The sequence below is a fragment of the Leclercia sp. Colony189 genome (assembly GCF_009740165.1).
Classification (GTDB): domain Bacteria; phylum Pseudomonadota; class Gammaproteobacteria; order Enterobacterales; family Enterobacteriaceae; genus Enterobacter.
Genome location: NZ_CP046557.1, coordinates 2,339,606 through 2,360,355 on the forward strand (window position 1 = coordinate 2,339,606; position 20,750 = coordinate 2,360,355).

Annotated in this window: 17 protein-coding genes and 1 pseudogene; 8 read left to right on the forward strand and 10 right to left on the reverse strand. The window is 59.7% G+C overall.

All coding sequences use genetic code 11. From position 1 onward, the window contains the following. The first annotated feature begins 13 nt into the window (after positions 1-13). Genes GNG29_RS11140 through narI form a run of 4 tightly spaced genes read left to right on the forward strand, consistent with a single transcriptional unit; the run spans position 14 to position 6,667 of the window. Positions 14-3,754: a nitrate reductase subunit alpha gene (locus tag GNG29_RS11140; protein ID WP_156654513.1), complete on the forward strand. Its 3,741-nt coding sequence runs from the start codon at positions 14-16 to the stop codon at positions 3,752-3,754. Further along, complete coding sequence (narH, locus tag GNG29_RS11145) at positions 3,751-5,295, forward strand: nitrate reductase subunit beta (protein ID WP_114314924.1); 1,545 nt, start codon at positions 3,751-3,753, stop codon at positions 5,293-5,295. The genes GNG29_RS11140 and narH overlap by 4 nt, the downstream gene beginning before the upstream one ends. Next, positions 5,295-5,990, forward strand: a complete 696-nt coding sequence (gene narW / locus GNG29_RS11150) for a nitrate reductase molybdenum cofactor assembly chaperone (protein WP_156654514.1) — start codon at positions 5,295-5,297, stop codon at positions 5,988-5,990. Before narH ends, narW begins: the two co-directional genes overlap by 1 nt. Next, the gene (narI, locus tag GNG29_RS11155; protein WP_156654515.1) at positions 5,987-6,667 is read left to right on the forward strand and encodes a respiratory nitrate reductase subunit gamma; all 681 of its coding nucleotides are present in this window, start codon (positions 5,987-5,989) and stop codon (positions 6,665-6,667) included. Before narW ends, narI begins: the two co-directional genes overlap by 4 nt. A gap of 97 nt (positions 6,668-6,764) precedes the next feature. On the opposite strand, the gene nhoA is transcribed toward narI, so the two are convergent. The 4 genes and pseudogenes from nhoA to GNG29_RS11175 form a co-directional block, all read right to left on the reverse strand. Further along, entirely contained in the window at positions 6,765-7,610 is an 846-nt protein-coding gene (gene nhoA, locus GNG29_RS11160; RefSeq protein ID WP_156654516.1) for an N-hydroxyarylamine O-acetyltransferase, read from the reverse strand. A 72-nt stretch (positions 7,611-7,682) separates the two neighbouring features. Continuing rightward, positions 7,683-9,338 (reverse strand): annotated as a pseudogene (locus GNG29_RS11165) (ABC transporter permease). Positions 9,339-9,376: 38 nt separating this feature from the next. Next, positions 9,377-10,345, reverse strand: a complete 969-nt coding sequence (locus tag GNG29_RS11170; protein ID WP_156654517.1) for an ABC transporter substrate-binding protein — start codon at positions 10,343-10,345, stop codon at positions 9,377-9,379. Then, complete coding sequence (locus GNG29_RS11175) at positions 10,342-11,034, reverse strand: ABC transporter ATP-binding protein (RefSeq protein ID WP_103179655.1); 693 nt, start codon at positions 11,032-11,034, stop codon at positions 10,342-10,344. The genes GNG29_RS11170 and GNG29_RS11175 overlap by 4 nt, the downstream gene beginning before the upstream one ends. A 136-nt stretch (positions 11,035-11,170) precedes the next feature. Between GNG29_RS11175 and GNG29_RS11180 the strand changes: the two genes are divergently transcribed. Next, a complete protein-coding gene (locus GNG29_RS11180; RefSeq protein WP_156654518.1) occupies positions 11,171-11,743 on the forward strand; it encodes a flavin reductase family protein in 573 nt (190 codons plus the stop codon). A 141-nt stretch (positions 11,744-11,884) separates the two neighbouring features. Here the strand turns inward: GNG29_RS11180 and GNG29_RS11185 are convergent, their stop codons facing one another. Both GNG29_RS11185 and fusA read right to left on the reverse strand, forming a co-directional pair. Continuing rightward, positions 11,885-12,502, reverse strand: a complete 618-nt coding sequence (locus GNG29_RS11185; protein ID WP_103179657.1) for a trypsin-like peptidase domain-containing protein — start codon at positions 12,500-12,502, stop codon at positions 11,885-11,887. A 16-nt stretch (positions 12,503-12,518) separates the two neighbouring features. Further along, a complete protein-coding gene (gene fusA, locus GNG29_RS11190) occupies positions 12,519-14,621 on the reverse strand; it encodes an elongation factor G (protein ID WP_156654519.1) in 2,103 nt (700 codons plus the stop codon). 282 nt (positions 14,622-14,903) lie between these two features. Here fusA and GNG29_RS11195 point away from each other — a divergent pair, with 282 nt between their 5' ends. From GNG29_RS11195 to GNG29_RS11205, 3 genes are read left to right on the forward strand one after another with little or no spacing between them, the layout of a single operon-like run. Beyond that, a complete protein-coding gene (locus GNG29_RS11195; RefSeq protein ID WP_156654520.1) occupies positions 14,904-15,386 on the forward strand; it encodes an Hcp family type VI secretion system effector in 483 nt (160 codons plus the stop codon). Further along, positions 15,383-15,859, forward strand: a complete 477-nt coding sequence (locus GNG29_RS11200; protein WP_103179659.1) for a DUF2778 domain-containing protein — start codon at positions 15,383-15,385, stop codon at positions 15,857-15,859. The genes GNG29_RS11195 and GNG29_RS11200 overlap by 4 nt, the downstream gene beginning before the upstream one ends. Beyond that, a complete protein-coding gene (locus GNG29_RS11205; RefSeq protein ID WP_103179660.1) occupies positions 15,859-16,095 on the forward strand; it encodes a hypothetical protein in 237 nt (78 codons plus the stop codon). The genes GNG29_RS11200 and GNG29_RS11205 overlap by 1 nt, the downstream gene beginning before the upstream one ends. 149 nt (positions 16,096-16,244) lie before the next feature. On the opposite strand, the gene GNG29_RS11210 is transcribed toward GNG29_RS11205, so the two are convergent. From GNG29_RS11210 to GNG29_RS11225, 4 genes are all read right to left on the reverse strand, one after another. Next, positions 16,245-16,691, reverse strand: a complete 447-nt coding sequence (locus GNG29_RS11210; RefSeq protein WP_103179661.1) for a hypothetical protein — start codon at positions 16,689-16,691, stop codon at positions 16,245-16,247. A 391-nt stretch (positions 16,692-17,082) separates the two neighbouring features. Further along, on the reverse strand, positions 17,083-18,345 hold the full coding sequence (locus tag GNG29_RS11215; RefSeq protein WP_156654521.1) for a glycerate kinase: 1,263 nt from the start codon (positions 18,343-18,345) through the stop codon (positions 17,083-17,085). Between the two features lie 3 nt (positions 18,346-18,348). Continuing rightward, positions 18,349-19,416: a tartrate dehydrogenase gene (locus GNG29_RS11220; protein ID WP_103179663.1), complete on the reverse strand. Its 1,068-nt coding sequence runs from the start codon at positions 19,414-19,416 to the stop codon at positions 18,349-18,351. Between the two features lie 16 nt (positions 19,417-19,432). After that, positions 19,433-20,740, reverse strand: a complete 1,308-nt coding sequence (locus GNG29_RS11225) for an MFS transporter (RefSeq protein WP_156654522.1) — start codon at positions 20,738-20,740, stop codon at positions 19,433-19,435. Positions 20,741-20,750: the final 10 nt, after the last annotated feature.

Consider the following 20,750-nt stretch of genomic DNA (forward strand, 5'->3'; position numbering starts at 1 on the left):
CAGGAGAAATGTCATGAGTAAATTGTTGGATCGCTTTCGTTATTTCAAACTCAAAGGCGACACCTTCGCCGATGGACACGGTCAGGTGATGCACACCAACCGCGACTGGGAAGACAGCTATCGCCAGCGATGGCAGTACGATAAAATTGTGCGATCCACCCATGGCGTAAACTGTACCGGCTCCTGTAGCTGGAAAATCTACGTCAAGAACGGGCTGGTGACCTGGGAAACGCAGCAGACCGACTATCCCCGCACTCGCCCCGACCTGCCGAACCACGAGCCGCGCGGCTGCCCGCGCGGGGCAAGCTACTCCTGGTATCTCTACAGCGCCAACCGCCTGAAGTATCCGCTGGTGCGCAAGAAGCTGATTGAGCTCTGGCGCGAGGCGCTGGCGCAGCACAGCGATCCGGTGCTGGCCTGGAACGCCATCCAGAACGACCCGCAAAAGCGCCAGAGCTACAGGCAGGCCCGCGGCCACGGCGGCTTTGTTCGCTCAAACTGGAAAGAGCTGAACCAGCTTATCGCCGCCGCTAACGTCTGGACCATCAAACACTACGGCCCGGACCGGGTGGCGGGCTTCTCGCCCATCCCGGCGATGTCGATGGTCTCCTACGCCGCAGGCACCCGCTATCTCTCCCTGCTGGGTGGCACCTGCCTGAGCTTCTACGACTGGTACTGCGACCTGCCGCCTGCGTCACCCATGACCTGGGGCGAGCAGACCGACGTGCCGGAATCCGCCGACTGGTACAACTCCAGCTATATCATCGCCTGGGGGTCGAACGTGCCCCAGACCCGTACCCCGGACGCCCACTTCTTCACCGAAGTGCGCTACAAGGGCACCAAAACCATCGCCATCACCCCCGATTTTTCGGAAGTGGCGAAGCTCAGCGACCAGTGGCTGGCGCCGAAACAGGGCACCGACAGCGCCTTAGCCATGGCGATGGGCCACGTGATCCTGAAAGAGTTCCATATCGATAACCCGAGCGACTACTTCCTTAACTACTGCCGCCGCTACACCGACATGCCGATGCTGGTGATGCTCGATCCGCGGGAGGATGGCAGCCTGGTGCCGGGTCGGATGCTGCGTGCCGCCGATCTCGCCGACGGGCTGGGTGAAACCAACAACCCGGAGTGGAAAACCGTCGCCTATACCACCACCGGCGATCTGGTGGTGCCGAACGGCTCTATCGGCTTCCGCTGGGGTGAAAAAGGCAAATGGAACCTCGAGCCGCTGGCGGCAGGCCACGAGACCGAACTGGCGCTCTCTCTGCTGGGCACTCACGACAGCGTCGCCGGGGTAGCCTTCCCCTACTTTGGCGGCAATGAGAACCCGCATTTTCGCAGCGTGAAGCAGGAGCCGGTGCTGGTGCGCCAGCTGCCGGTGAAAACGTTGACCCTCGCCGATGGCCGCCAGCTGCAGGTCGCCAGCGTCTACGATCTGATACTGGCAAATTACGGCCTCGACCGCGGGCTGGAGGATAACCTCGCGGCCAAAGATTACGCCGAGATCAAAGCCTACACCCCGGCGTGGGGTGAGCAGATCACCGGCGTACCGCGTCGTCATATCGAGCAGATCGCCCGGGAGTTCGCCGACACCGCGCATAAAACCCATGGCCGGTCGATGATTATCCTCGGCGCCGGGGTCAACCACTGGTATCACATGGACATGAACTACCGCGGGATGATCAACATGCTGGTCTTCTGCGGCTGCGTGGGTAAAAGCGGCGGCGGCTGGTCGCACTATGTCGGCCAGGAGAAGCTGCGCCCGCAAACCGGCTGGCTGCCGCTGGCCTTTGCCCTCGACTGGAACCGCCCGCCACGGCAGATGAACAGCACCTCGTTCTTCTACAACCACGCCAGCCAGTGGCGCTATGAGAAACTCACCGCCCGGGAGCTGCTCTCCCCCCTGGCGGACGCCTCGAAGTTCACCGGCCACCTGATCGATTTTAACGTGCGCGCCGAGCGGATGGGCTGGCTCCCCTCCGCCCCCCAGCTCAACCTCAACCCGCTGCACATCAAGGCTCAGGCCGATGTGGCTGGCATGTCGCCCCAGGAGTACACCGCCCAGGCGCTGAAATCGGGCGATATCCGTATGGCCTGCGAGCAGCCGGACAACGGCAATAACCACCCGCGCAACCTGTTTGTCTGGCGCTCGAACCTGCTCGGCTCCTCCGGCAAGGGGCATGAGTACATGCTCAAGTACCTGCTGGGCACCGAAAACGGCATTCAGGGCGACGATCTGGGCACCACCGATGAGGTGAAGCCGGAAGAGGTGGAGTGGCAGACCGCCGCCATTGAGGGCAAGCTGGATCTGCTGGTCACCCTCGATTTCCGCATGTCCAGCACCTGCCTGTTCTCGGATATCGTCCTGCCCACCGCCACCTGGTATGAGAAAGACGATATGAATACCTCGGATATGCATCCGTTTATTCATCCCCTTTCCGCCGCCGTCGATCCGGCCTGGGAGTCACGCAGCGACTGGGAGATCTACAAGGGCATCGCCAAAGTCTTCTCTGAGGTCTGTGTCGGCCACCTGGGCACTGAAACCGACGTGGTGTTGCAGCCGTTACAGCATGACTCCCCGGCGGAGCTCTCCCAGCCGTTTGACATCGCCGACTGGCGCAAGGGTGAATGCGATCTCATCCCCGGTAAAACCGCGCCGACTATCGCCGTGGTCGAACGTAACTACCCGGATACCTGGGAGCGTTTCACTGCCCTCGGCCCGCTGCTGGACAAGCTCGGCAACGGCGGGAAAGGCATCTCCTGGAACACCCAGGATGAGGTCGATTTCCTCGGCAAGCTCAATTACGTCAAGCTCGACGGCCCGGCGAAAGGCCGCCCGCGCATTGAGACGGCCATTGACGCCTCGGAAGTTATTCTCGCCCTCGCCCCGGAAACCAACGGCCAGGTGGCGGTCAAAGCCTGGGAAGCGTTGGCGGAGTTCACCGGGCGCGAACACAGCCATCTGGCGCTGAACAAAGAGGACGAGAAGATCCGCTTCCGCGATATTCAGGCCCAGCCGCGCAAGATTATCTCCAGCCCGACCTGGTCCGGCATTGAGAGCGAGCATGTCTCCTATAACGCCGGGTACACCAACGTACACGAGCTGATCCCGTGGCGCACCCTCTCCGGGCGTCAGCAGCTGTATCAGGATCATCAGTGGATGCGCGCCTTCGGCGAAAGCCTGGTGGCCTATCGTCCACCGATTGATACCCGCAGCGTCAGCCATATGCGCGAAATTCCGCCGAACGGCTTCCCGGAGAAGGCGCTCAACTTCCTGACGCCGCACCAGAAATGGGGCATCCACTCCACCTACAGCGAAAACCTGCTGATGCAGACCCTGTCGCGCGGCGGGCCCATCGTCTGGATGAGCGAAACCGACGCCCGGGAGCTGGGCATTGAGGATAACGACTGGATAGAAGCCTTCAACGCCAACGGGGCGCTCACCGCCCGGGCGGTGGTCAGCCAGCGCGTGCCGACGGGCATGACCATGATGTACCACGCCCAGGAGCGCATTCTGAACATCCCCGGTTCAGAAGTGACCGGACGGCGCGGCGGCATTCATAACTCCGTGACCCGCGTCTGCCCGAAACCAACCCATATGATTGGCGGCTACGCTCAGCTCGCCTACGGCTTTAACTACTACGGCACCGTAGGTTCTAACCGCGACGAGTTCATCATGATCCGCAAAATGAAAAACATTAACTGGCTGGATGGCGAAGGTAACGACCAGGTACAGGAGGCGAAAAAATGAAAATACGCTCACAGGTCGGCATGGTGTTAAATCTCGATAAATGCATTGGCTGTCACACCTGTTCGGTGACCTGCAAAAACGTCTGGACCGGGCGCGAAGGGATGGAGTACGCCTGGTTTAACAACGTCGAAACCAAGCCGGGCATCGGCTACCCGAAAAACTGGGAGGACCAGGAGGTGTGGCAAGGCGGCTGGATCCGCGGCATCTCCGGCAAGCTGACCCCGCGGCTGGGCGGCAAGCTGGGGGTGCTGTCCAAAATCTTCGCTAACCCGCAAATGCCGCAGATCGACGATTACTATGAGCCCTTTACCTTCGACTACCAGGATCTGCATCGGGCCAAAGAGAGCGAACATCTCCCTACCGCCCGTCCCCGCTCGCTGATTGACGGCAAGCGCATGGATAAAATCAAGTGGGGGCCAAACTGGGAGGAGCTGCTGGGCGGCGAGTTTGAGAAACGCGCCCGGGATCGCAACTTCGACCGGATGCAGAAGGAGATGTACGGCCAGTTCGAAAATACCTTCATGATGTATCTCCCCCGCCTGTGCGAACACTGCCTGAACCCAAGCTGTGCGGCGACCTGCCCGAGCGGCGCCATCTACAAGCGTGAAGAGGACGGCATTGTGCTGATCGACCAGGACAAATGCCGCGGCTGGCGCCTGTGCATCAGCGGCTGTCCGTATAAAAAAATCTACTTCAACTGGAAGAGCGGCAAGTCGGAAAAATGCATCTTCTGCTATCCGCGTATCGAATCGGGCCAGCCGACCGTCTGCTCGGAGACCTGCGTCGGGCGCATCCGCTATCTCGGCGTCCTGCTCTATGACGCAGACCGTATCCAGGAGGCGGCCAGCACCGAGCATGAAACCGATCTTTACGAACGTCAGTGCGACGTGTTCCTCAATCCGAACGATCCGGCGGTGATTGAAGAGGCGCTGAAACAGGGCATCCCCCAGAACGTGATTGATGCTGCCCAGCGCTCCCCGGTCTACAAACTGGCGATGGACTGGAAGCTGGCCCTGCCGCTCCACCCGGAATACCGCACCCTGCCGATGGTCTGGTATGTTCCGCCGCTGTCACCGATCCAGTCTTACGCCGATGCCGGTGGCCTGCCGCAGACCGACAGCATCCTCCCCGCGGTGGAAAGCCTGCGCATTCCGGTGCAGTACCTGGCGAACATGCTCAGCGCGGGCGATACCGGCCCGGTACTGCGCGCCCTGAAACGCATGATGGCGATGCGCCACTATAAGCGCTCCCAGACCGTAGAGGGGGTGACCGATACCCGCGCTATCGAAGAGGTGGGTCTGAGCGTGGAACAGGTAGAGGAGATGTACCGCTATCTCGCCATCGCCAACTACGAAGATCGCTTCGTGATCCCGACCAGCCACCGGGAAATGGCCCGGGACGCCTTCCCGGAGCGCAACGGCTGCGGCTTTACTTTCGGTGACGGCTGCCACGGCTCCGACACCAAATTCAATCTGTTCAACAGCAGCCGCATCGACGCTATCAACATCACCGAGGTGCGCGAACATGGGGAGGGAGAGTAATGCAGATCCTCAAAATTATCGCCCTGCTGATTGAGTACCCGGACGAGGCGCTGTGGGAGAGCCGCGACGAAGCCCTCGCCCTGGTGGCGCAGGACGCGCCGAGGCTGATGCCGTTTGCAGAGCACTATCTCAACGCCCCGCTGCTTGACCGGCAGGCCGAGTGGTGCGAGGTATTCGAGCGCGGGCGTGCCACCTCGCTGCTGCTGTTCGAGCATGTTCATGCTGAATCCCGGGATCGCGGCCAGGCGATGGTCGACCTGATGAACCAGTACGAGCAGGCCGGCTTGCAGCTCGACTGCCGCGAACTGCCGGACTATCTGCCGCTCTATCTGGAGTATCTGAGCATCCTGCCCGAGGCGCAGGCGCAAGAGGGACTGCAAAACGTGGCGCCGATCCTGGCGCTGATTGGCGGGCGATTAAAACAGCGGGAGGTGATGCAGTATCAGCTGTTCGACGCCCTGCTGAAATTCGCAGGCAGCAAGCTATCAAGTGACAGTGTCACGCAGCAGGTGGCAGGCGAAAAACGGGATGACACCCGCCAGGCACTGGATGCGGTCTGGGAAGAGGAACAGGTGAAGTTTATTGAAGATAACGCCACGGCCTGCGACAGCTCGCCGATGCAGCAGTATCAACGACGCTTTAGCCAGGACGTCGCACCTCAGTACGTGGACGTCAGCGCCGGAGGCCCAAAATGACACACCATCTGAACGTCTTTTTCTTCGATATTTACCCCTACATCTGCGCCGCGGTCTTTTTCCTCGGCAGCTGGCTGCGGTATGACTACGGCCAGTATACCTGGCGCGCCTCCTCCAGCCAGCTGCTGGATAAGCGCGGCATGAACTGGGGCTCTAATCTGTTCCACATCGGCATTCTGGGAATTTTCTTCGGCCACCTGTTCGGGATGTTGACCCCGCACTGGATGTACGCCTGGTTTTTGCCGATGGCGGTGAAACAGCAGCTGGCGATGATCGCCGGGGGGATCTGCGGGGTGCTGACGCTGATTGGCGGCTCGATGCTGCTCTACCGCCGCCTGTTTAACCAGCGGGTGCGGGCCACGTCGACCACGCCGGATATCGTCATTATGAGTATATTGCTGATCCAGTGCGTGCTCGGCCTGACGACCATTCCGTTTTCGGCGCAGTACCCGGACGGCAGTGAGATGCTCAAGCTGGTGGGATGGGCCCAGGGGATTGTCACCTTCCGCGGCGGCTCATCGGAGATGCTCAGCGGCGTGGCTTTTATTTTCCGCGTCCATCTGGTGCTGGGGATGACCATTTTCCTGATCTTCCCCTTCACCCGGCTGGTACACGTCTGGAGCGCGCCGTTTGAGTATATTACGCGGCGTTATCAGCTGGTGCGGTCGCGAAGGTAGCCCCCAGCCACGCCGGGTGGCAGCTGCGCCTTACCCGGCCTGAAAAGCGCACCACACCGTAGGCCGGGCAAGCGCATGCGCCGCCCGGCGTTGCAGGCTATTTCCCCGCCTGCGGATGGGTTTCAAACCCGGCCATCACTGCCGTGAGTTCCGCCAGCGTAAAGCCGTGCTTCGGATCATCCACCCCCAGCCCAAATCGCTCCTGCATCACCTGATAAAGTGCTTCTGCATCCGGCAGGTTAACCTGCTCCAGGGCGTGGCCGTCCTGCCAGTGGGTGAAGTGGAAGTTGGTAAGGGTCAGTTTGCCGCCGTCCGGCAGATGGCGGCACATCAGCAGATGATGACGGAAATGGGATTGCGGCCAGTGCGCTGACCAGAAGTTGCCCAACACGTAATCGGCCTGGTATTGCGCGGTGAGATCGAAGTGATACATCGACTGCCAGTGCTCGTGGTGGCGGAACTGTAGCACCCAGTCGCAACCGTCGTTGATTAGCCGGTACAGGCCGTGCGGCGTCGCCTGCTCTTCTTCGGCGACCAAACGGATGGGCGCGGTCAGGGTCTGCCCGCCAAAACCGACGTCGGCGATCCAGCGTTCGCCCTCCAGTTCCACCAGCAGCAGACGGTGGGTGCGCGGCGGCATCTGGGCCGGATTCGCCAGTACCACCCGCCCCAGCAGGCTGCGCACATGGAATCCCACCTCACGCAGCGCCCGCTCGAACAACCCATTCTGCTCAAAGCAATACCCGCCGCGGCGGGCGGTGACCAGCTTATCCACCAGGGATTGCTCGTCGAGCTGGATTTCACGCGGCAGCACCACATCGATATTCTCAAACGGGACGGCGCTGTTGTGATGCAGGTGCAGGCCCCGCAGGGTGGCGATGTCCGCAGAAACCGGCTGCTGCCAGCCGGTACGGGCGAGATAAGCGGTCAAAAACGGGGTCATAATCAGTTTCCTTTTTACAGTTTTCCTTGTTTATAAACTAATTTACCCCAGTCACTGTTTCAAAAGTGCTTTTTATCCGCGCGTGGTGCGTTGCATGATCCCGAGCGCCGTTAGCATCAGCACCAGCCCGGTCAGCAGCGTCAGGGTCGCCATCGCCATTCCCTGTCCGACAGAACCCTGCTAGAACTGCCGCCAGATAAATACCGAGACGGTCTGTGTGCCCGCCGGGGCCAGCAGCAGCGACGTCACCAGCTCGCGCGAGGCGATGGCAAACACCATCAGCATCGCCGCCAGCATCGCCGGGGAGACCAGCGGCAACACGATAAAGCGCAGCGCCTGCAACGCCGAGGCGCCATGCACCCGCGCGGCAGGCTCAAGATTCCCTCCCAGCTGGCGCAGCGCGCTGCCGACATAGCGCACCGGCCACGGCAACAACAGGCAGCAGTAGGACAGGAGCAATATCGCCCAGCTGTTATAGGGCGAGACCGGCCAGAACGGACGGTTCCACAGCAGGATCAGCCCCACCCCGACCACCACGCCCGGCAAGGCGGCAGGCATCAGGGAGAGCGCATCCAGAACGCCGCGCCCTTTGATCTTCTGCACCACCACCAGCCACGCGGCCAGCAGGCCCAGCACGCCGGTAATACAGGCCGCCCCCAGCGCCAGCGACAGGCTGGTGCCCAGCGCCGACAGCGCATCCCCCTGCTGGCTGAAAAGCGCCGCATAGTGCCCGCCGGTCAGATTATCCAGCGTCACCCCGCCAGACAGGGTTCCCAGCACCCCGGACAGCGCCATCGACGCCCCCGGCAGGATCACCGCGATAAACCCGGTCAGCGCAAAAACAGCGATAACCGGCAGCGTAAAAATCCCGGCGCTGGCGCCCATATTCTCGGTCGGTTTGCCGGTAATGCTGGTCACATCCTGATGCCCGGTCAGCTTTTTCTGCAGCCACCAGGCACTCAGGGCGATAACTACCAGCACCACGGAAAGCATCGATGCGCCCGAAAGATCGATCGGCCAGTCCGCCAGCTTTTTCTCGATATCGGTGGTGAGCATCACCACGCCAGCGCGCGTGCCGAGAGCGGCAGGCACGCCAAACTCTTCAATCGCCAGGGTAAAGGCCAGCAGCATCCCCGCCGCCAGCGACGGCGAAAGCATGGGCAGCGTGATATGCCAGAACGCCCGGCCGGGGCTGGCACCGTGAACGCGGGCCACCAGCGCCAGACGCTGGCCGCTCGCCAGAAGGCTGCGCGACACCGCAAAATAGACCACCGGGAAGATATTCAGCGCCATCACCAGCACGATCCCGCTCCTGCTGAACAGCAGGTCGTTGAGGTTGACCCCGGTGATCTGTTGCAGATAGCCGTTGGTTTGCAGGACCAGCATCCAGGAGAGCGCGGCGATATAGGGCGGGGTTAAAAACGGGATCAGAAACAGCAGATCCCACAGCCTCGGCAGCGGCAGGTTAAACAGCCCGCGCGCCACGCCGAGGGGAAAGCCGATCAGCGCACTGACCAGCGCGACGCCAAGGGCAATTTGCAGCGTACCCCCCAACATGCCCGGCAGTTGCGGCTCCGCCAGTAGCTGGCTGATGCCGCTGAACGCCCCGGAGAACTGTCCGGCGCTGAGGTGCGGAAACACCGCCTGGAGCAGAATAAAGGTGAGCGGAAACGCCACCAGGATCAGCAATAATCCCAGCGTCGTTACCGATAAATATTTAGGATTCACGAAGCCGTCCTGAAGACGGGGTTGCCCCCGTCGCCTGATTATAAGGTGAAGAGCGTGTTGAAACGCTTGAGGATATCGCTGCGCTCGCTGTTGCCATCGCTTTTGGTCGGCAGAATTTTCAGGTCGTTAAGCAGCGGACGTTTGGCCTGCACGTCGCCGCGGGCGGGCATCAGCCAGGCGTCGGCCACCATCGCCTGACCTTCCGGGGAGAGAACGTAATCCACAAAGGCTTTAGCGTCATCCGCATGCTGGGTGGATTTGAGGATCATCATCGGACGCGGGGCAATCACCGTGCCGCTGGCCGGGAAGATCACCTTCAGTGATTCGCCCTGGCTGATGTTGCCATACGAGACATAATCCACCGCGCCGAACACCGCCGCTTTGGCTCCCTGCATCACCGGGGTGACCGCCTGCGCGTTCGGGCCGCTTACCACCATGCCGTTCTTTTTCAGCTCATCAAACAGGCTCCAGGCCTTGTCGCCCATGCCATTCTGCAACCCGATCAGCAGATCGAGAGAAGCACCGGACAGCGCCGGGTCCGGGGTGGTGACTTTGTCTTTAAAGGCGGCGGTGGTCAGATCGCGCCACTCTTTCGGTTCCGGGGTGCCGCTTTTGGTGTTCCAGACGATGCCCAGCGCCGAGACGCCCTGGGCGACAAAGTCCTCTGATTTCAGATCCGCAGGCACGTTAGCCGCATTGGCGCTCTGGTACGGCAACAGCCAGCCGCGGTTGTGCAGATCTTCCGCGGTATCCCAGGAAGCGGAGATCAGAATATCGGCCTGCGGGTTAGCCTGCTCCGCTTCGAGGCGGGCCATCACTTTGCCGGTGGTGGCCTGGAAGATATCCACCTTCACGCCGGTTTTCTTTTCAAAGCCGCTGGCCAGGTTTTTGGCGAGCGACCCGGGCCCGGCAGTGTAGACGGTCAGCGCGTGGGCGCTGGAGATCATAACGGACGATAACGCCATGGCTAACAGCACTCCTTTTCTAACGGACATTGTAGCTTTCATGCGAACTCCCCTGAGGTGGTAATCAAACGATCGGCAGCGACGCTGCCAGCAGACAAATGCACGATGCGATCGGCCAGGATTTCAGCCTCCCGGCGGTCGTGGGTAACATAGACGGCGGTGGTGCCGAGCTGGCGCAGCAGTGACGCCATCTCGTGACATAAGGCGCTACGCAGCTCGCTGTCGAGGTTAGAGAGCGGTTCGTCAAACAGCAGCACTCTCGGTTCCGCGACAATCGCCCGGGCCAGCGCCACGCGCTGTTGCTGTCCGCCCGAGAGCCCCGCCGGCTTGCGATCGGCAAAAGCGCTTAAGCCGACGCGATCCAGTGCCTGCGCCACGCGGCTTTCGCGTTCCTGACGCGGAACATGGCGCATCTTCAGCGGGAACATCACATTCTGCGCCACGGTCATGTGCGGCCAGAGGGCGTAATCCTGGAACACCATGCCGATGTCCCGAGCTTCCGGCGACAGCGCCCATCCGCTTTTCGCCACCAGGCGATCGCCAAAATGGATCTCACCCTGTGCAGGCTGGGTTAACCCCGCCAGCAGACGCAGCAGGGTGCTTTTGCCGCAGCCCGACGGCCCCAGCAGCGCAACCACGCTACCCGGCTCGATATGCAGATCGATTTGATTCAATACGGTATTCGCGCCAAAAGCGTACGACACGCCTTTAAGCGATATGGAAGTGAGCATCTTGTTATCCTCTTTGGGATTTGATGCCCGCCACTGTAGGCAGCTTGTGTTGCGAAAACATGACACCTTTGTTGCGTATTGATTTCCGGTGGCTTTCAGACGTTTAATGCTCTGATGCTATTGATGAGGAATTTCTATGAGCCACTTCCGCCCCGTTGAGTTAATGCACGCCAGCCGCCTGTTAAATCACGGCCCGACCATCCTGATCACCAGCCGCGACGACAGCCTGGACCGACGCAACGTCATGGCCGCCGCCTGGTCGATGCCGGTGGAGTTCGAGCCGCCACGGATCGCCATCGTGGTGGATAAAAGCGCCTGGTCGCGGGAGCTGATTGAGCGCAGCGGCATGTTCGGGATCGTGGTGCCCGGCGTGGCGGCGACTAACTGGACCTGGGCCGTGGGCAGCGTCAGCGGGCGCGATGAGGATAAGTTCAACTGCTACGGGATTCCGGTGATTAACGGTCCGGTGCTGGGGCTGCCGGTCATTGAAGAGAAGTGCCTGGCGTGGATGGAGTGCCGTCTGCTGCCCGCCACCTCCGCGGCAGAAAAGTATGACACTCTGTTTGGCGAGGTGGTCTCAGCCGCCGCCGATGAACGGGCGTTCGTGGCCGGACGCTGGCAGTTTGACGACGACAAGCGCAACACCCTGCACCACCTGGGCGCAGGCACCTTTGCGACCAGCGGGAAGCAGGTGAAAGCGCCTGAGTGAAATAACCGGTGTTTATTCAGGTGCCGGATTTTGCCCGGCGGCGCTGCGCTTGCACGGGCCTACACGAGCACGGGACACGTAGGCCGGGTAAGGCGCAGCCGCCACCCGGCGTTGCAGGTCCTGCACTGTAGTCAATATCGTCTAATAGGTCTTATAAGGGATCCGCATGCGGTCCAGCAGGTTGGTAAAGTCCTGCACCGCCACAAAGGCCACCGCGCCCTTGCCGGGGATGACGTTGGTGATGATCCCCACCGTCTCCCCGGTCAGGCTGTCTATTACCGGTCCGCCGGACATGCCCGATACCGCCCCCGCCCCGGTAATGATGCCGTAGTAGCAGCCGTTGCGCTTCACAAAGCCGTCGATTTTGCCCCGGCTGGATTTGGGCAAACTGTTGATGGCGCTATAGCCAAACAGCGTAACGTTGCGTCCGGCCCGGGCCCAGGCCAGTTGATGGACGATCTTGCCGCGGTTGTTATCGCCAATTACCGCGACATCACAGGTGGGATGCTGGGCTCTGACCGGCTTGAGCAGCGGCACCGCGACGTGCGCGGCGGTGAGCGACAGCTGGCTTGAAACCGGGAATGTGGTGCCCTGCATCCCGGCGGCAAGCCAGTTCAGCGGTGCCGGCAGGCCGATAAAAACGAGATCCGCCTGCCGGGTGGCGGCAAAGTCGGTTTTGCTGGTGCCAGACATCACCACACACCCCAGCAGTAACAGGGGTGCCATGAGTGCGGCGAGAGCATAATGCAGACGCTTCATGGTTCACCCCACGGGCCTACTTTTTCGACCGCCCGGCGATGATCTCATCGGCCACGATACGCGGCGCTTCGGCGTAGTGGTGGAACTCCATGCTGTAGGTGGCCCGCCCCTGGGACATGGAGCGCAGCGTGGTGGCGTAGCCGAACATCTCCGCCAGCGGCACGTCGGCGCGAATAATCTGGCTGCCGAACCGCTCCTCCATCCCCTGCACCAGCCCGCGCCGGGAGGAGAGATCGCCCATAATGTTCCCGGCATACTCTTCCGGGGTTTCCACCTCCACATGCATCATTGGCTCCAGGATCACCGGGTCGGCCTTGCGCGCTGCGTCCTTAAAGCCAAAGATCGCCGCCATGCGGAAGGCCATCTCCGAGGAGTCGACATCGTGATAAGAGCCGAAAGTCAGGGTCGCTTTGATATCCACCACCGGATAGCCCGCCAGCACCCCGCTGTTCATCGCTTCCCGCAGCCCTTTCTCAACCGACGGAATATACTCCCGGGGCACCACCCCGCCCTTGGTGGCATCGACAAACGTAAAGCCGCTGCCCGGCGCCTGCGGCTCAAGGCTCAGCACCACGTGGCCATACTGTCCTTTCCCACCGGACTGGCGGACAAACTTGCCCTCAACGTCGCTCACCGCTTTGCGAATGGTTTCCCGGTAGGTCACCTGCGGGCGACCAATGTTGGCCTCGACGCCAAACTCCCGCTTCATGCGGTCGACGATGATCTCCAGGTGTAGTTCGCCCATCCCGGAAATGATCGTCTGACCGGACTCTTCATCGGTATGCAGGTGGAAGGAGGGATCTTCCGCCGCCAGACGATGCAGGGCGATGCCCATCTTCTCCTGGTCAGTTTTGGTTTTTGGCTCGATGGAGAGGGAGATCACCGGGTCCGGGAACGCCATCCGCTCAAGGGTGATCGCCGCGTTGGGGTCGGTCAGGGTATCGCCGGTAGTGACATCTTTCAGCCCGACGCAGGCGGCGATATCCCCGGTGCGCAGCTCCTCCACGTCATGCCGGTCGTTGGCGTGCATCAGGACGATACGCCCGATCCGCTCCTTCTTGCCTTTTACCGGGTTAAAGACCGCGTCGCCCTTTTTCAGCACCCCGGAGTAGACGCGGATAAAGGTTAGCTGACCGACGTAGGGGTCGGACATCAGCTTGAACGCCAGCGCCGAGAAGGGTTCGTCATCATTAGGGTGGCGCTCGGCGTGCTGGCCTTTTTCATCTACGCCGTCGATAGCGGGCACGTCGAGGGGGGACGGCATCAGCTCGATCACCGCATCGAGCATTCGCTGCACCCCTTTGTTTTTAAAGGCGCTGCCGCAGAGCATCGGCTGGATCTCCCCGGCCACCGTCCGTTTACGTAAGCCGCGGATAATTTCTGCCTCGTCGAGCTCGTTGGTGTCGAGGTATTTATCCATCAGCTCGTCGCTGGCCTCCGCCGCCGCAGAGACCATTTTATCCCGCCAGGTCCGGGCAGTGGCCTTTAAGTCATCCGGCACCGGGGCATAGGTAAAGGTCATCCCCTGGGTAGCGTCATCCCAGATGATGGCCCGCATGTGGATCAGGTCCACCACCCCGGTGAAATGCTCTTCCGCGCCGATGGGGATGACAATCGGTACCGGGTGCGCTTTCAGCCGGTCGATCATCATCTGCACCACGTGGAAGAAATCGGCCCCCGGACGGTCCATTTTGTTGACAAAGGCGATACGCGGCACCCGGTACTTATTGGCCTGCCGCCAGACGGTTTCCGACTGCGGCTGTACCCCGCCTACCGAGTCATAGACCATTACCGCCCCGTCGAGCACCCGCATGGAGCGCTCCACCTCGATGGTAAAATCGACGTGGCCGGGGGTGTCGATGATATTGATCCGGTGCGGCTCATAGCTGCGATCCATGCCGGACCAGAAGCAGCTTACCGCCGCCGAGGTGATGGTAATCCCCCGCTCCTGCTCCTGCGCCATCCAGTCGGTGATTGCCGCGCCATCGTGGACCTCCCCCATCTTATGGCTCACCCCGGTGTAGAAGAGGATGCGCTCGGTGGTGGTGGTTTTACCGGCATCAATATGCGCGGAGATACCGATGTTGCGATAACGCTCGAGAGGAATAGGCCGGATCATGATGCATCCTTATTTTATGGACATGACAAACACGCGCTGGGTTAGCGCGCGCAGGTATGTAGATCAGTGTAGTGCCCTGTCAAAGGGGGGACGGGTGATTCTGCGGTGAATGTACTGAGAACATTTCAACGCCAGGAGTTCGATGCAGGCTAGCCCGCATGAATCAACTTTGTTTAAACGAATAAAAAAACCTTATTTATTTTCGGGATCAATGTTTTTGCAAATTAACCTTAATGTATGTAGGCTTTTTTTCGTTTATCAACTAATTAAAGGATTACACAAATGGCAATTCCAGCTTACTTATGGATGAAAGACGATGGTGGAGCTGATATTAAAGGATCGATTGATGTTAAAGATCGTGAAGGAAGCATTGAGGTTCTGGGTTTTAGTCATGGATTACACTTACCGACTGATAATAGCACAGGCAAAATCACCGGAACGCGCTTACATGCGCCATTAACATTTCAGAAAGAATTTGATTCCTCAAGCCCATATATATACAAGGCTGTAGCTCAGGGGCAGACACTAAAAAGCGTAGAATTGAAATGGTATAAAATTAATCACTCAGGACAAGAGGAAGAGTACTTCAATATGTTACTTGAGAACGTTAAGGTTATTTCAATTTGCCCCATGATGCACGATTGTAAAAATCCAACAACTGAAAAGCATAATCATCTGGAAGCAGTATCCTTACGATATGAGAAAATAACATGGAAGTATTGTGATGGGAATGTCATTTTCTCCGATAGCTGGAATGAACGATGATCCAATGCACTTTCCATCTAAATGGGAATCAACTAAGTAATCTGAGCTGCCCCGGAATAGGTTTTTTTCCGGCTTATTCTGGTACAGGCACATCACGCAACAATGCTAATGATATTGCAATCCCTTCTATCGGACCGCTACCGCCAGGTTTATACTACATTGTTACACGTGGTACAGGTGGTGCACTAACAGGGTTGAGTGATGCTTTTGCATCGTTCGTATCCGGTTCGGACAGGTCAGTATGGTTTGCTTTGTACAGACATGACGCACAGATTGATGATATTACGTTCACAGGACAGGTAGAAAGAGGACACTTTCGCTTGCATCCCGCTGGTTATAAAGGCGTAAGCGAAGGTTGTATTACCTTGCCGCGTCTATCAGATTTTATGCTGTTACGCGATGCTTTGCTTAAAACGCCAACCATACAAGTAACGTCCTCATTAACTGCTTTCGGTACTATACAGGTGTATTAATGAAGCCACTGCATTACGTGTTATTATGGATTGGGGAAGCGCTGCTATACACCCTGGTGTTAGCGGCCTTATTTTTACTGATACCAGAAATGAAAGCCTATAGTTTGGTGAGAATCTTTACAGATGTCATCCCTGGTGATACATGGGATAAATATTATTTCCTTTCCCTCTGCATTTTATCATTACTCATCGTAGCCATCATCGTTTATATAACTGCATCACTGAAAAAGAGATAAAATCAACACCCTTATAGATAATAACTGTAAGGGTGTTTCGTGAATATCACAACCTAACGACTCTTCGATATACATGTTGGCCGAATTAAATTCAGAGATTCATTTTCATGCCAGATACTCTAAGCATTAAGAAGTAAATTTTATCGTTTTCAAAGTAATACATCGCCCTGCTCTGTCCTCAGCCAGCGCGGAGCTTTCAGCCTGTAAGTAAAATAACTCACTAGGTCAAACAGCAAATCTTCGATAACGCGCTGCTGCTCGCTTGTCAGCATGCCACTCATTGTCAACTGAGTGAGTTCCTGACAGTACCGGCACAGAGTATCGGTTTCCGGCTCGAACACGGGGAGATGAGTGGGCAGCGTATCAATGGTCAACACATCCACCATTTCCGGAGGAATGGGCTCGTTAAGCGTCGGCATCAGCAGAGAGAGGCTGGTAGACAGCCGTCCGCACAGAGCCAGTTTATCTCGGGGATCGTCGGCTTCTACCATCGCTTCAACGTAGCGTTCGCAGTTATCTGCAAGCTCGATGAAATCGGTAAGATGGTTGAAGGGTCTGGTAATTAATGCGTGAATTGGGGTTAGGGTCGTAGCCATATTGGCAACCTCACTAAGTGATTAATTTACATCACCACAGGAGAGGCTAATCTCGCTGGTGGTGAACTGAACGGAGTTAGCCTTACCGGCCTTAGTGACACCGGCGCGCTTTGCAGCGCCCCCGTCCAGCCCACCATTGAGGTGTAGCAGGTCGCACGGCGCAAATGAAGCTTTGCGCCGTCACTAAGGTTGCAGGAGGCTAATCCCGACGCCTGATTTTGCAAGCGCAACAAGAAGATACTGCGATACAGACGAGACGGCAAGAGGCATTCCCGGAAGCAGCCTCGCAAATTGTTGAAAAAACGCCGGGTGGTGGCTGCGCCTTACCCGGCCTACGGGGCCGGTGCCGTTGTAGGCCGGGCAAGCGCAGCGCCGCCCGGCACTGCTCCTGTCAGGCGATCATTATCACCCGGATATCATTCACGTTGGTTAATGTCGGGCCGGTCACCACCAGATCGCCTGCGGCGGCAAAGTAGCTATAGCTGTCATGCCCGCGCAGCATCGCCTTAGCATCCAGGGCGGTGCGAGCCAGCGTATCCGGCGTCACTATCGCTCCCGCCGCATCCTCGGTGCCGTCGATGCCGTCGCTGTCCCCGGCGATGGCGTAAATCCCCGCCTCGCCCTTCAGGGCACAGGCCAGCGCCAGCAGGAACTCGGTGTTGCGCCCGCCGCGGCCACATCCCGTATCGCCAATCGTCACCGTGGTCTCTCCACCGCTCAGCAGCACCGCCGGGCCTTCTACCGGCAGGCCGTGCTGTTTCACGGATTTCGCAATCCCGGCCATCACGATACCTAATTGCGCGCTTTCCCCTTCCAGGGCATCCCCCAGGATCAGCGGTGTGTATCCCATCTTCTGCGCCACGGCTGCGGCAGCGGCCAGCGCGCCGGAGGGGGTGGCGATCAGGCGGATATCCTCGTCAATCTCTGCTGTCGTCACCGGGGCACGCGGGGTGCGTAGCACCCGCATTACCGGCTCCGGCAGTTTCAGGCCATAGCGGGCGATAATCTCCAGCGCCTCTTCTGGCGTGGCGCTGTCCGCCACCGTCGGGCCGGAGGCAATGCTCTGGGGATCGTCACCCGGTACGTCGCTGATGATAAGCGTCATCACCCTGGCAGGCAGCGCCGCCAGCGCCAGACGTCCGCCTTTGATGTCCGACAGCTGCTTGCGCACGGTGTTCATCTCGTTGATGGTCGCCCCGCTCTTCAACAGCGCTTTGTTTACCGCCTGCTTATCGGCCAGGGTAATGCCCTGGCGCGGGAGGGCCAGCAGGGACGATCCCCCGCCGGAGATCAGCGCGATCACGCAGTCGTCGGCGGTGAGGTGCTTCACCTGCTCCATCATCAGCATTGAGGCCACTTCGCTCATGGCATCGGAGACCGGGTGCGCCGCCTCGACGATACGAATTTTTTGCGTCGAGGCGGCATGGCCATAACGGGTCACCACCACGCCCTGCAGATCGACATCCGGCCAGGCGGCCTCCAGCGCGGCGGCCATGGCGGCGCTGGCTTTCCCGGCACCGACTACAATGCAGCGGCCGTGCGGTTTCGCCGGCAGGGCGTTAATCAGCGCCTCATGGGGGTCGGCGCTTTTCACCGCCGCCATAAAGATCTCAGTAAGCGCCCCTCGCAGGGCGCTATCGTCGTGTTGTGCCATAGATCAGCCTTCTGCAATGGCGCGGATCACCGCCTGGGTGACCTCGCGGGTGTTGGCCGTGCCGCCCACGTCCGGGGTCATGATCCCTTCGGCGCAGACCTGCTCCACCGCCGCCATCAGGCGCGCGGCAGCTTCCCCTTCCCCCAGATGTTCCAGCATCTGCGCCGCGGTCCAGAAGCTGGCGACCGGGTTGGCGATACCCTTGCCGGTAATATCAAAGGCCGAGCCGTGGATCGGTTCGAACATCGACGGGAAACGACGCTCCGGGTCGATATTGGCGGTCGGCGCGACCCCCAGACTGCCCGCCAGCGCCCCGGCCAGGTCGGAGAGGATATCGGCGTGCAGGTTGGTCGCCACGATGGTATCCAGCGACGCCGGGTGCAGGGTCATGCGCACGGTCATGGCATCCACCAGCATCTTGTCCCAGGTGACGTCCGGGAATTCGCGGGCGACGTCGGCGGCGATCTCATCCCACATCACCATCCCGTGACGCTGGGCGTTGGACTTGGTGACGACGGTTAACAGCTTACGCGGACGCGACTGCGCCAGGCGAAAGGCGTAGCGCATAATGCGCGTCACCCCGGTGCGGGTGAAGATCGCCACCTCGGTGCCCACCTCTTCCGGCAGGCCGCGGTGCGCGCGACCGCCGTGGCCGGAATATTCCCCTTCGGAGTTTTCACGCACGATCACCCAGTCGAGGGTGCCGGGTACCGCCTTGCGCAGCGGGGACTGAATGCCCGGCAGGATTTTAGTTGGCCGCACGTTGGCATACTGATCGAAGCCCTGGCAGATCGGCAGACGCAGCCCCCAGAGGGTGATGTGATCCGGCACGTCCGGAGCACCCACCGCGCCAAAGTAGATGGCATCAAAGGCTTTTAACTGCTCCAGCCCGTCCTCCGGCATCATCACGCCGTGGGCTTTGTAGTAGTCCGAGCCCCACTCGAAGGTATGTACTGAGAAACGCATATCTCCCTGACGCTGGGCCAGGGCGTGTAAGACCTCAACCCCTGCGGTGATCACTTCCGGGCCGATACCGTCTGCGGGGATGGCTGCAATGGCGTAATCTTTCATAGTTTTTTTCCTTAAATTAATGTTTTGACTGAATTAATGTTTCGTTGGCCTGCGTTTTACGGCTGGATGCCGAGAGCCACAGCACAACCAGTGAAGAGAGGATCAGCAGCCCGGCGACAAACCACAGCCCCCAGGCGTAACTGCCGGTCTGTTGCTTGATCAGGCCAATCATGAACGGACCGACGAAGCCGCCCAGGTTGCCGAGGGAGTTGATGGTGGCGATCCCCGCCGCCGCCGCCGAACCGGAAAGAAACAGGGTTGGCATGCTCCACAGCGGTGGCTTGGAGGCGCTGATGCCGCAGTTAACGATGGTCAGGGCGAGGATCACCCCAACGATGCTTGCCGTGCTGCCCGCCATAAACAGCCCTGCCGCAGCCACAATGCAGGCGGCAATTACGTGCCAGGAGCGTTCGCCGGTTCTGTCGGAATGACGCGCCCAGAGCACCATGGCCGCTACCGCCAGCACCGCCGGGATCGCATTCAGCAGGCCAACGGTCATGGAGGAGACGCCGAGGGTTTTGATGATCTGCGGGGACCAGATGCCCAGGGTATAGAGTCCGGCGGAGGTGCCGAAGTAGACCAGCGACAGGGCGAGAACGCGTTTATCCAGCAACCCTTTCCAGACGCTGTGCTGGGCCGTGGCCTGTTTCGCCGCCTGCTCGCGTTGCAGGGTGGCAATCAGCCAGCCACGCTCCTCTTCGCTGAGCCATTTCGCCTTTTCCGGGCGATCGGTGAGCCAGAACAGCACCACCACGCCGAGGATCACCGCCGGCACCGCTTCGAGAACAAACATCCACTGCCAGCCGGCGAAGCCCATCATGCCGTGCATCTCCAGCAGCGCCGCGGATATCGGCGAGCCGAGGGCGGTGGAAATGGGTGCTGCCGCCATAAAGATGGCCGTCACCTGGGCGCGCTTTTGCGCCGGGAACCAGTAGCTTAAGTAGAGGATGATCCCCGGGAAGAAGCCCGCTTCCGCCACGCCGAGCAGAAAACGCAGGGTGTAGAAGCTGGTCGTACCCTGCACGAAAGCCATGGCGCCGGAGACCAGCCCCCAGGTGATCATCACCCGGGCAATCCAGATACGCGCCCCGACCTTGTGGAGGATCAGGTTGGAGGGCACCTCAAACAGGAAGTAGCCGAGAAAGAAGATCCCGGCACCGAAACCAAACACTGCCGGGGAGAAGCCGAGGTCGGCGTTCATGGTGAGCGCCGCGAAACCGATATTCACGCGGTCGAGGAAGGCGATGAAGTACAACAGCATGATGAAGGGTACGATGCGCAAGGTGATTTTGCGCATTACCCGTTGTTCGATTGTGCAGGTCATGTGAGGTGTT

Excerpts from the sequence above, each read along its gene's own strand:
- GNG29_RS11140 (WP_156654513.1), top strand. The coding sequence starts at position 14 with ATGAGTAAATTGTTGGATCGCTTTCGTTATTTCAAACTCAAAGGCGAC.
- narH (WP_114314924.1), top strand. The coding sequence starts at position 3,751 with ATGAAAATACGCTCACAGGTCGGCATGGTGTTAAATCTCGATAAATGC.
- narW (WP_156654514.1), top strand. The coding sequence starts at position 5,295 with ATGCAGATCCTCAAAATTATCGCCCTGCTGATTGAGTACCCGGACGAG.
- narI (WP_156654515.1), top strand. The coding sequence starts at position 5,987 with ATGACACACCATCTGAACGTCTTTTTCTTCGATATTTACCCCTACATC.
- nhoA (WP_156654516.1), bottom strand. The coding sequence starts at position 7,610 with ATGACCCCGTTTTTGACCGCTTATCTCGCCCGTACCGGCTGGCAGCAG.
- GNG29_RS11170 (WP_156654517.1), bottom strand. The coding sequence starts at position 10,345 with ATGAAAGCTACAATGTCCGTTAGAAAAGGAGTGCTGTTAGCCATGGCG.
- GNG29_RS11175 (WP_103179655.1), bottom strand. The coding sequence starts at position 11,034 with ATGCTCACTTCCATATCGCTTAAAGGCGTGTCGTACGCTTTTGGCGCG.
- GNG29_RS11180 (WP_156654518.1), top strand. The coding sequence starts at position 11,171 with ATGAGCCACTTCCGCCCCGTTGAGTTAATGCACGCCAGCCGCCTGTTA.
- GNG29_RS11185 (WP_103179657.1), bottom strand. The coding sequence starts at position 12,502 with ATGAAGCGTCTGCATTATGCTCTCGCCGCACTCATGGCACCCCTGTTA.
- fusA (WP_156654519.1), bottom strand. The coding sequence starts at position 14,621 with ATGATCCGGCCTATTCCTCTCGAGCGTTATCGCAACATCGGTATCTCC.
- GNG29_RS11195 (WP_156654520.1), top strand. The coding sequence starts at position 14,904 with ATGGCAATTCCAGCTTACTTATGGATGAAAGACGATGGTGGAGCTGAT.
- GNG29_RS11200 (WP_103179659.1), top strand. The coding sequence starts at position 15,383 with ATGATCCAATGCACTTTCCATCTAAATGGGAATCAACTAAGTAATCTG.
- GNG29_RS11205 (WP_103179660.1), top strand. The coding sequence starts at position 15,859 with ATGAAGCCACTGCATTACGTGTTATTATGGATTGGGGAAGCGCTGCTA.
- GNG29_RS11210 (WP_103179661.1), bottom strand. The coding sequence starts at position 16,691 with ATGGCTACGACCCTAACCCCAATTCACGCATTAATTACCAGACCCTTC.
- GNG29_RS11215 (WP_156654521.1), bottom strand. The coding sequence starts at position 18,345 with ATGGCACAACACGACGATAGCGCCCTGCGAGGGGCGCTTACTGAGATC.
- GNG29_RS11220 (WP_103179663.1), bottom strand. The coding sequence starts at position 19,416 with ATGAAAGATTACGCCATTGCAGCCATCCCCGCAGACGGTATCGGCCCG.
- GNG29_RS11225 (WP_156654522.1), bottom strand. The coding sequence starts at position 20,740 with ATGACCTGCACAATCGAACAACGGGTAATGCGCAAAATCACCTTGCGC.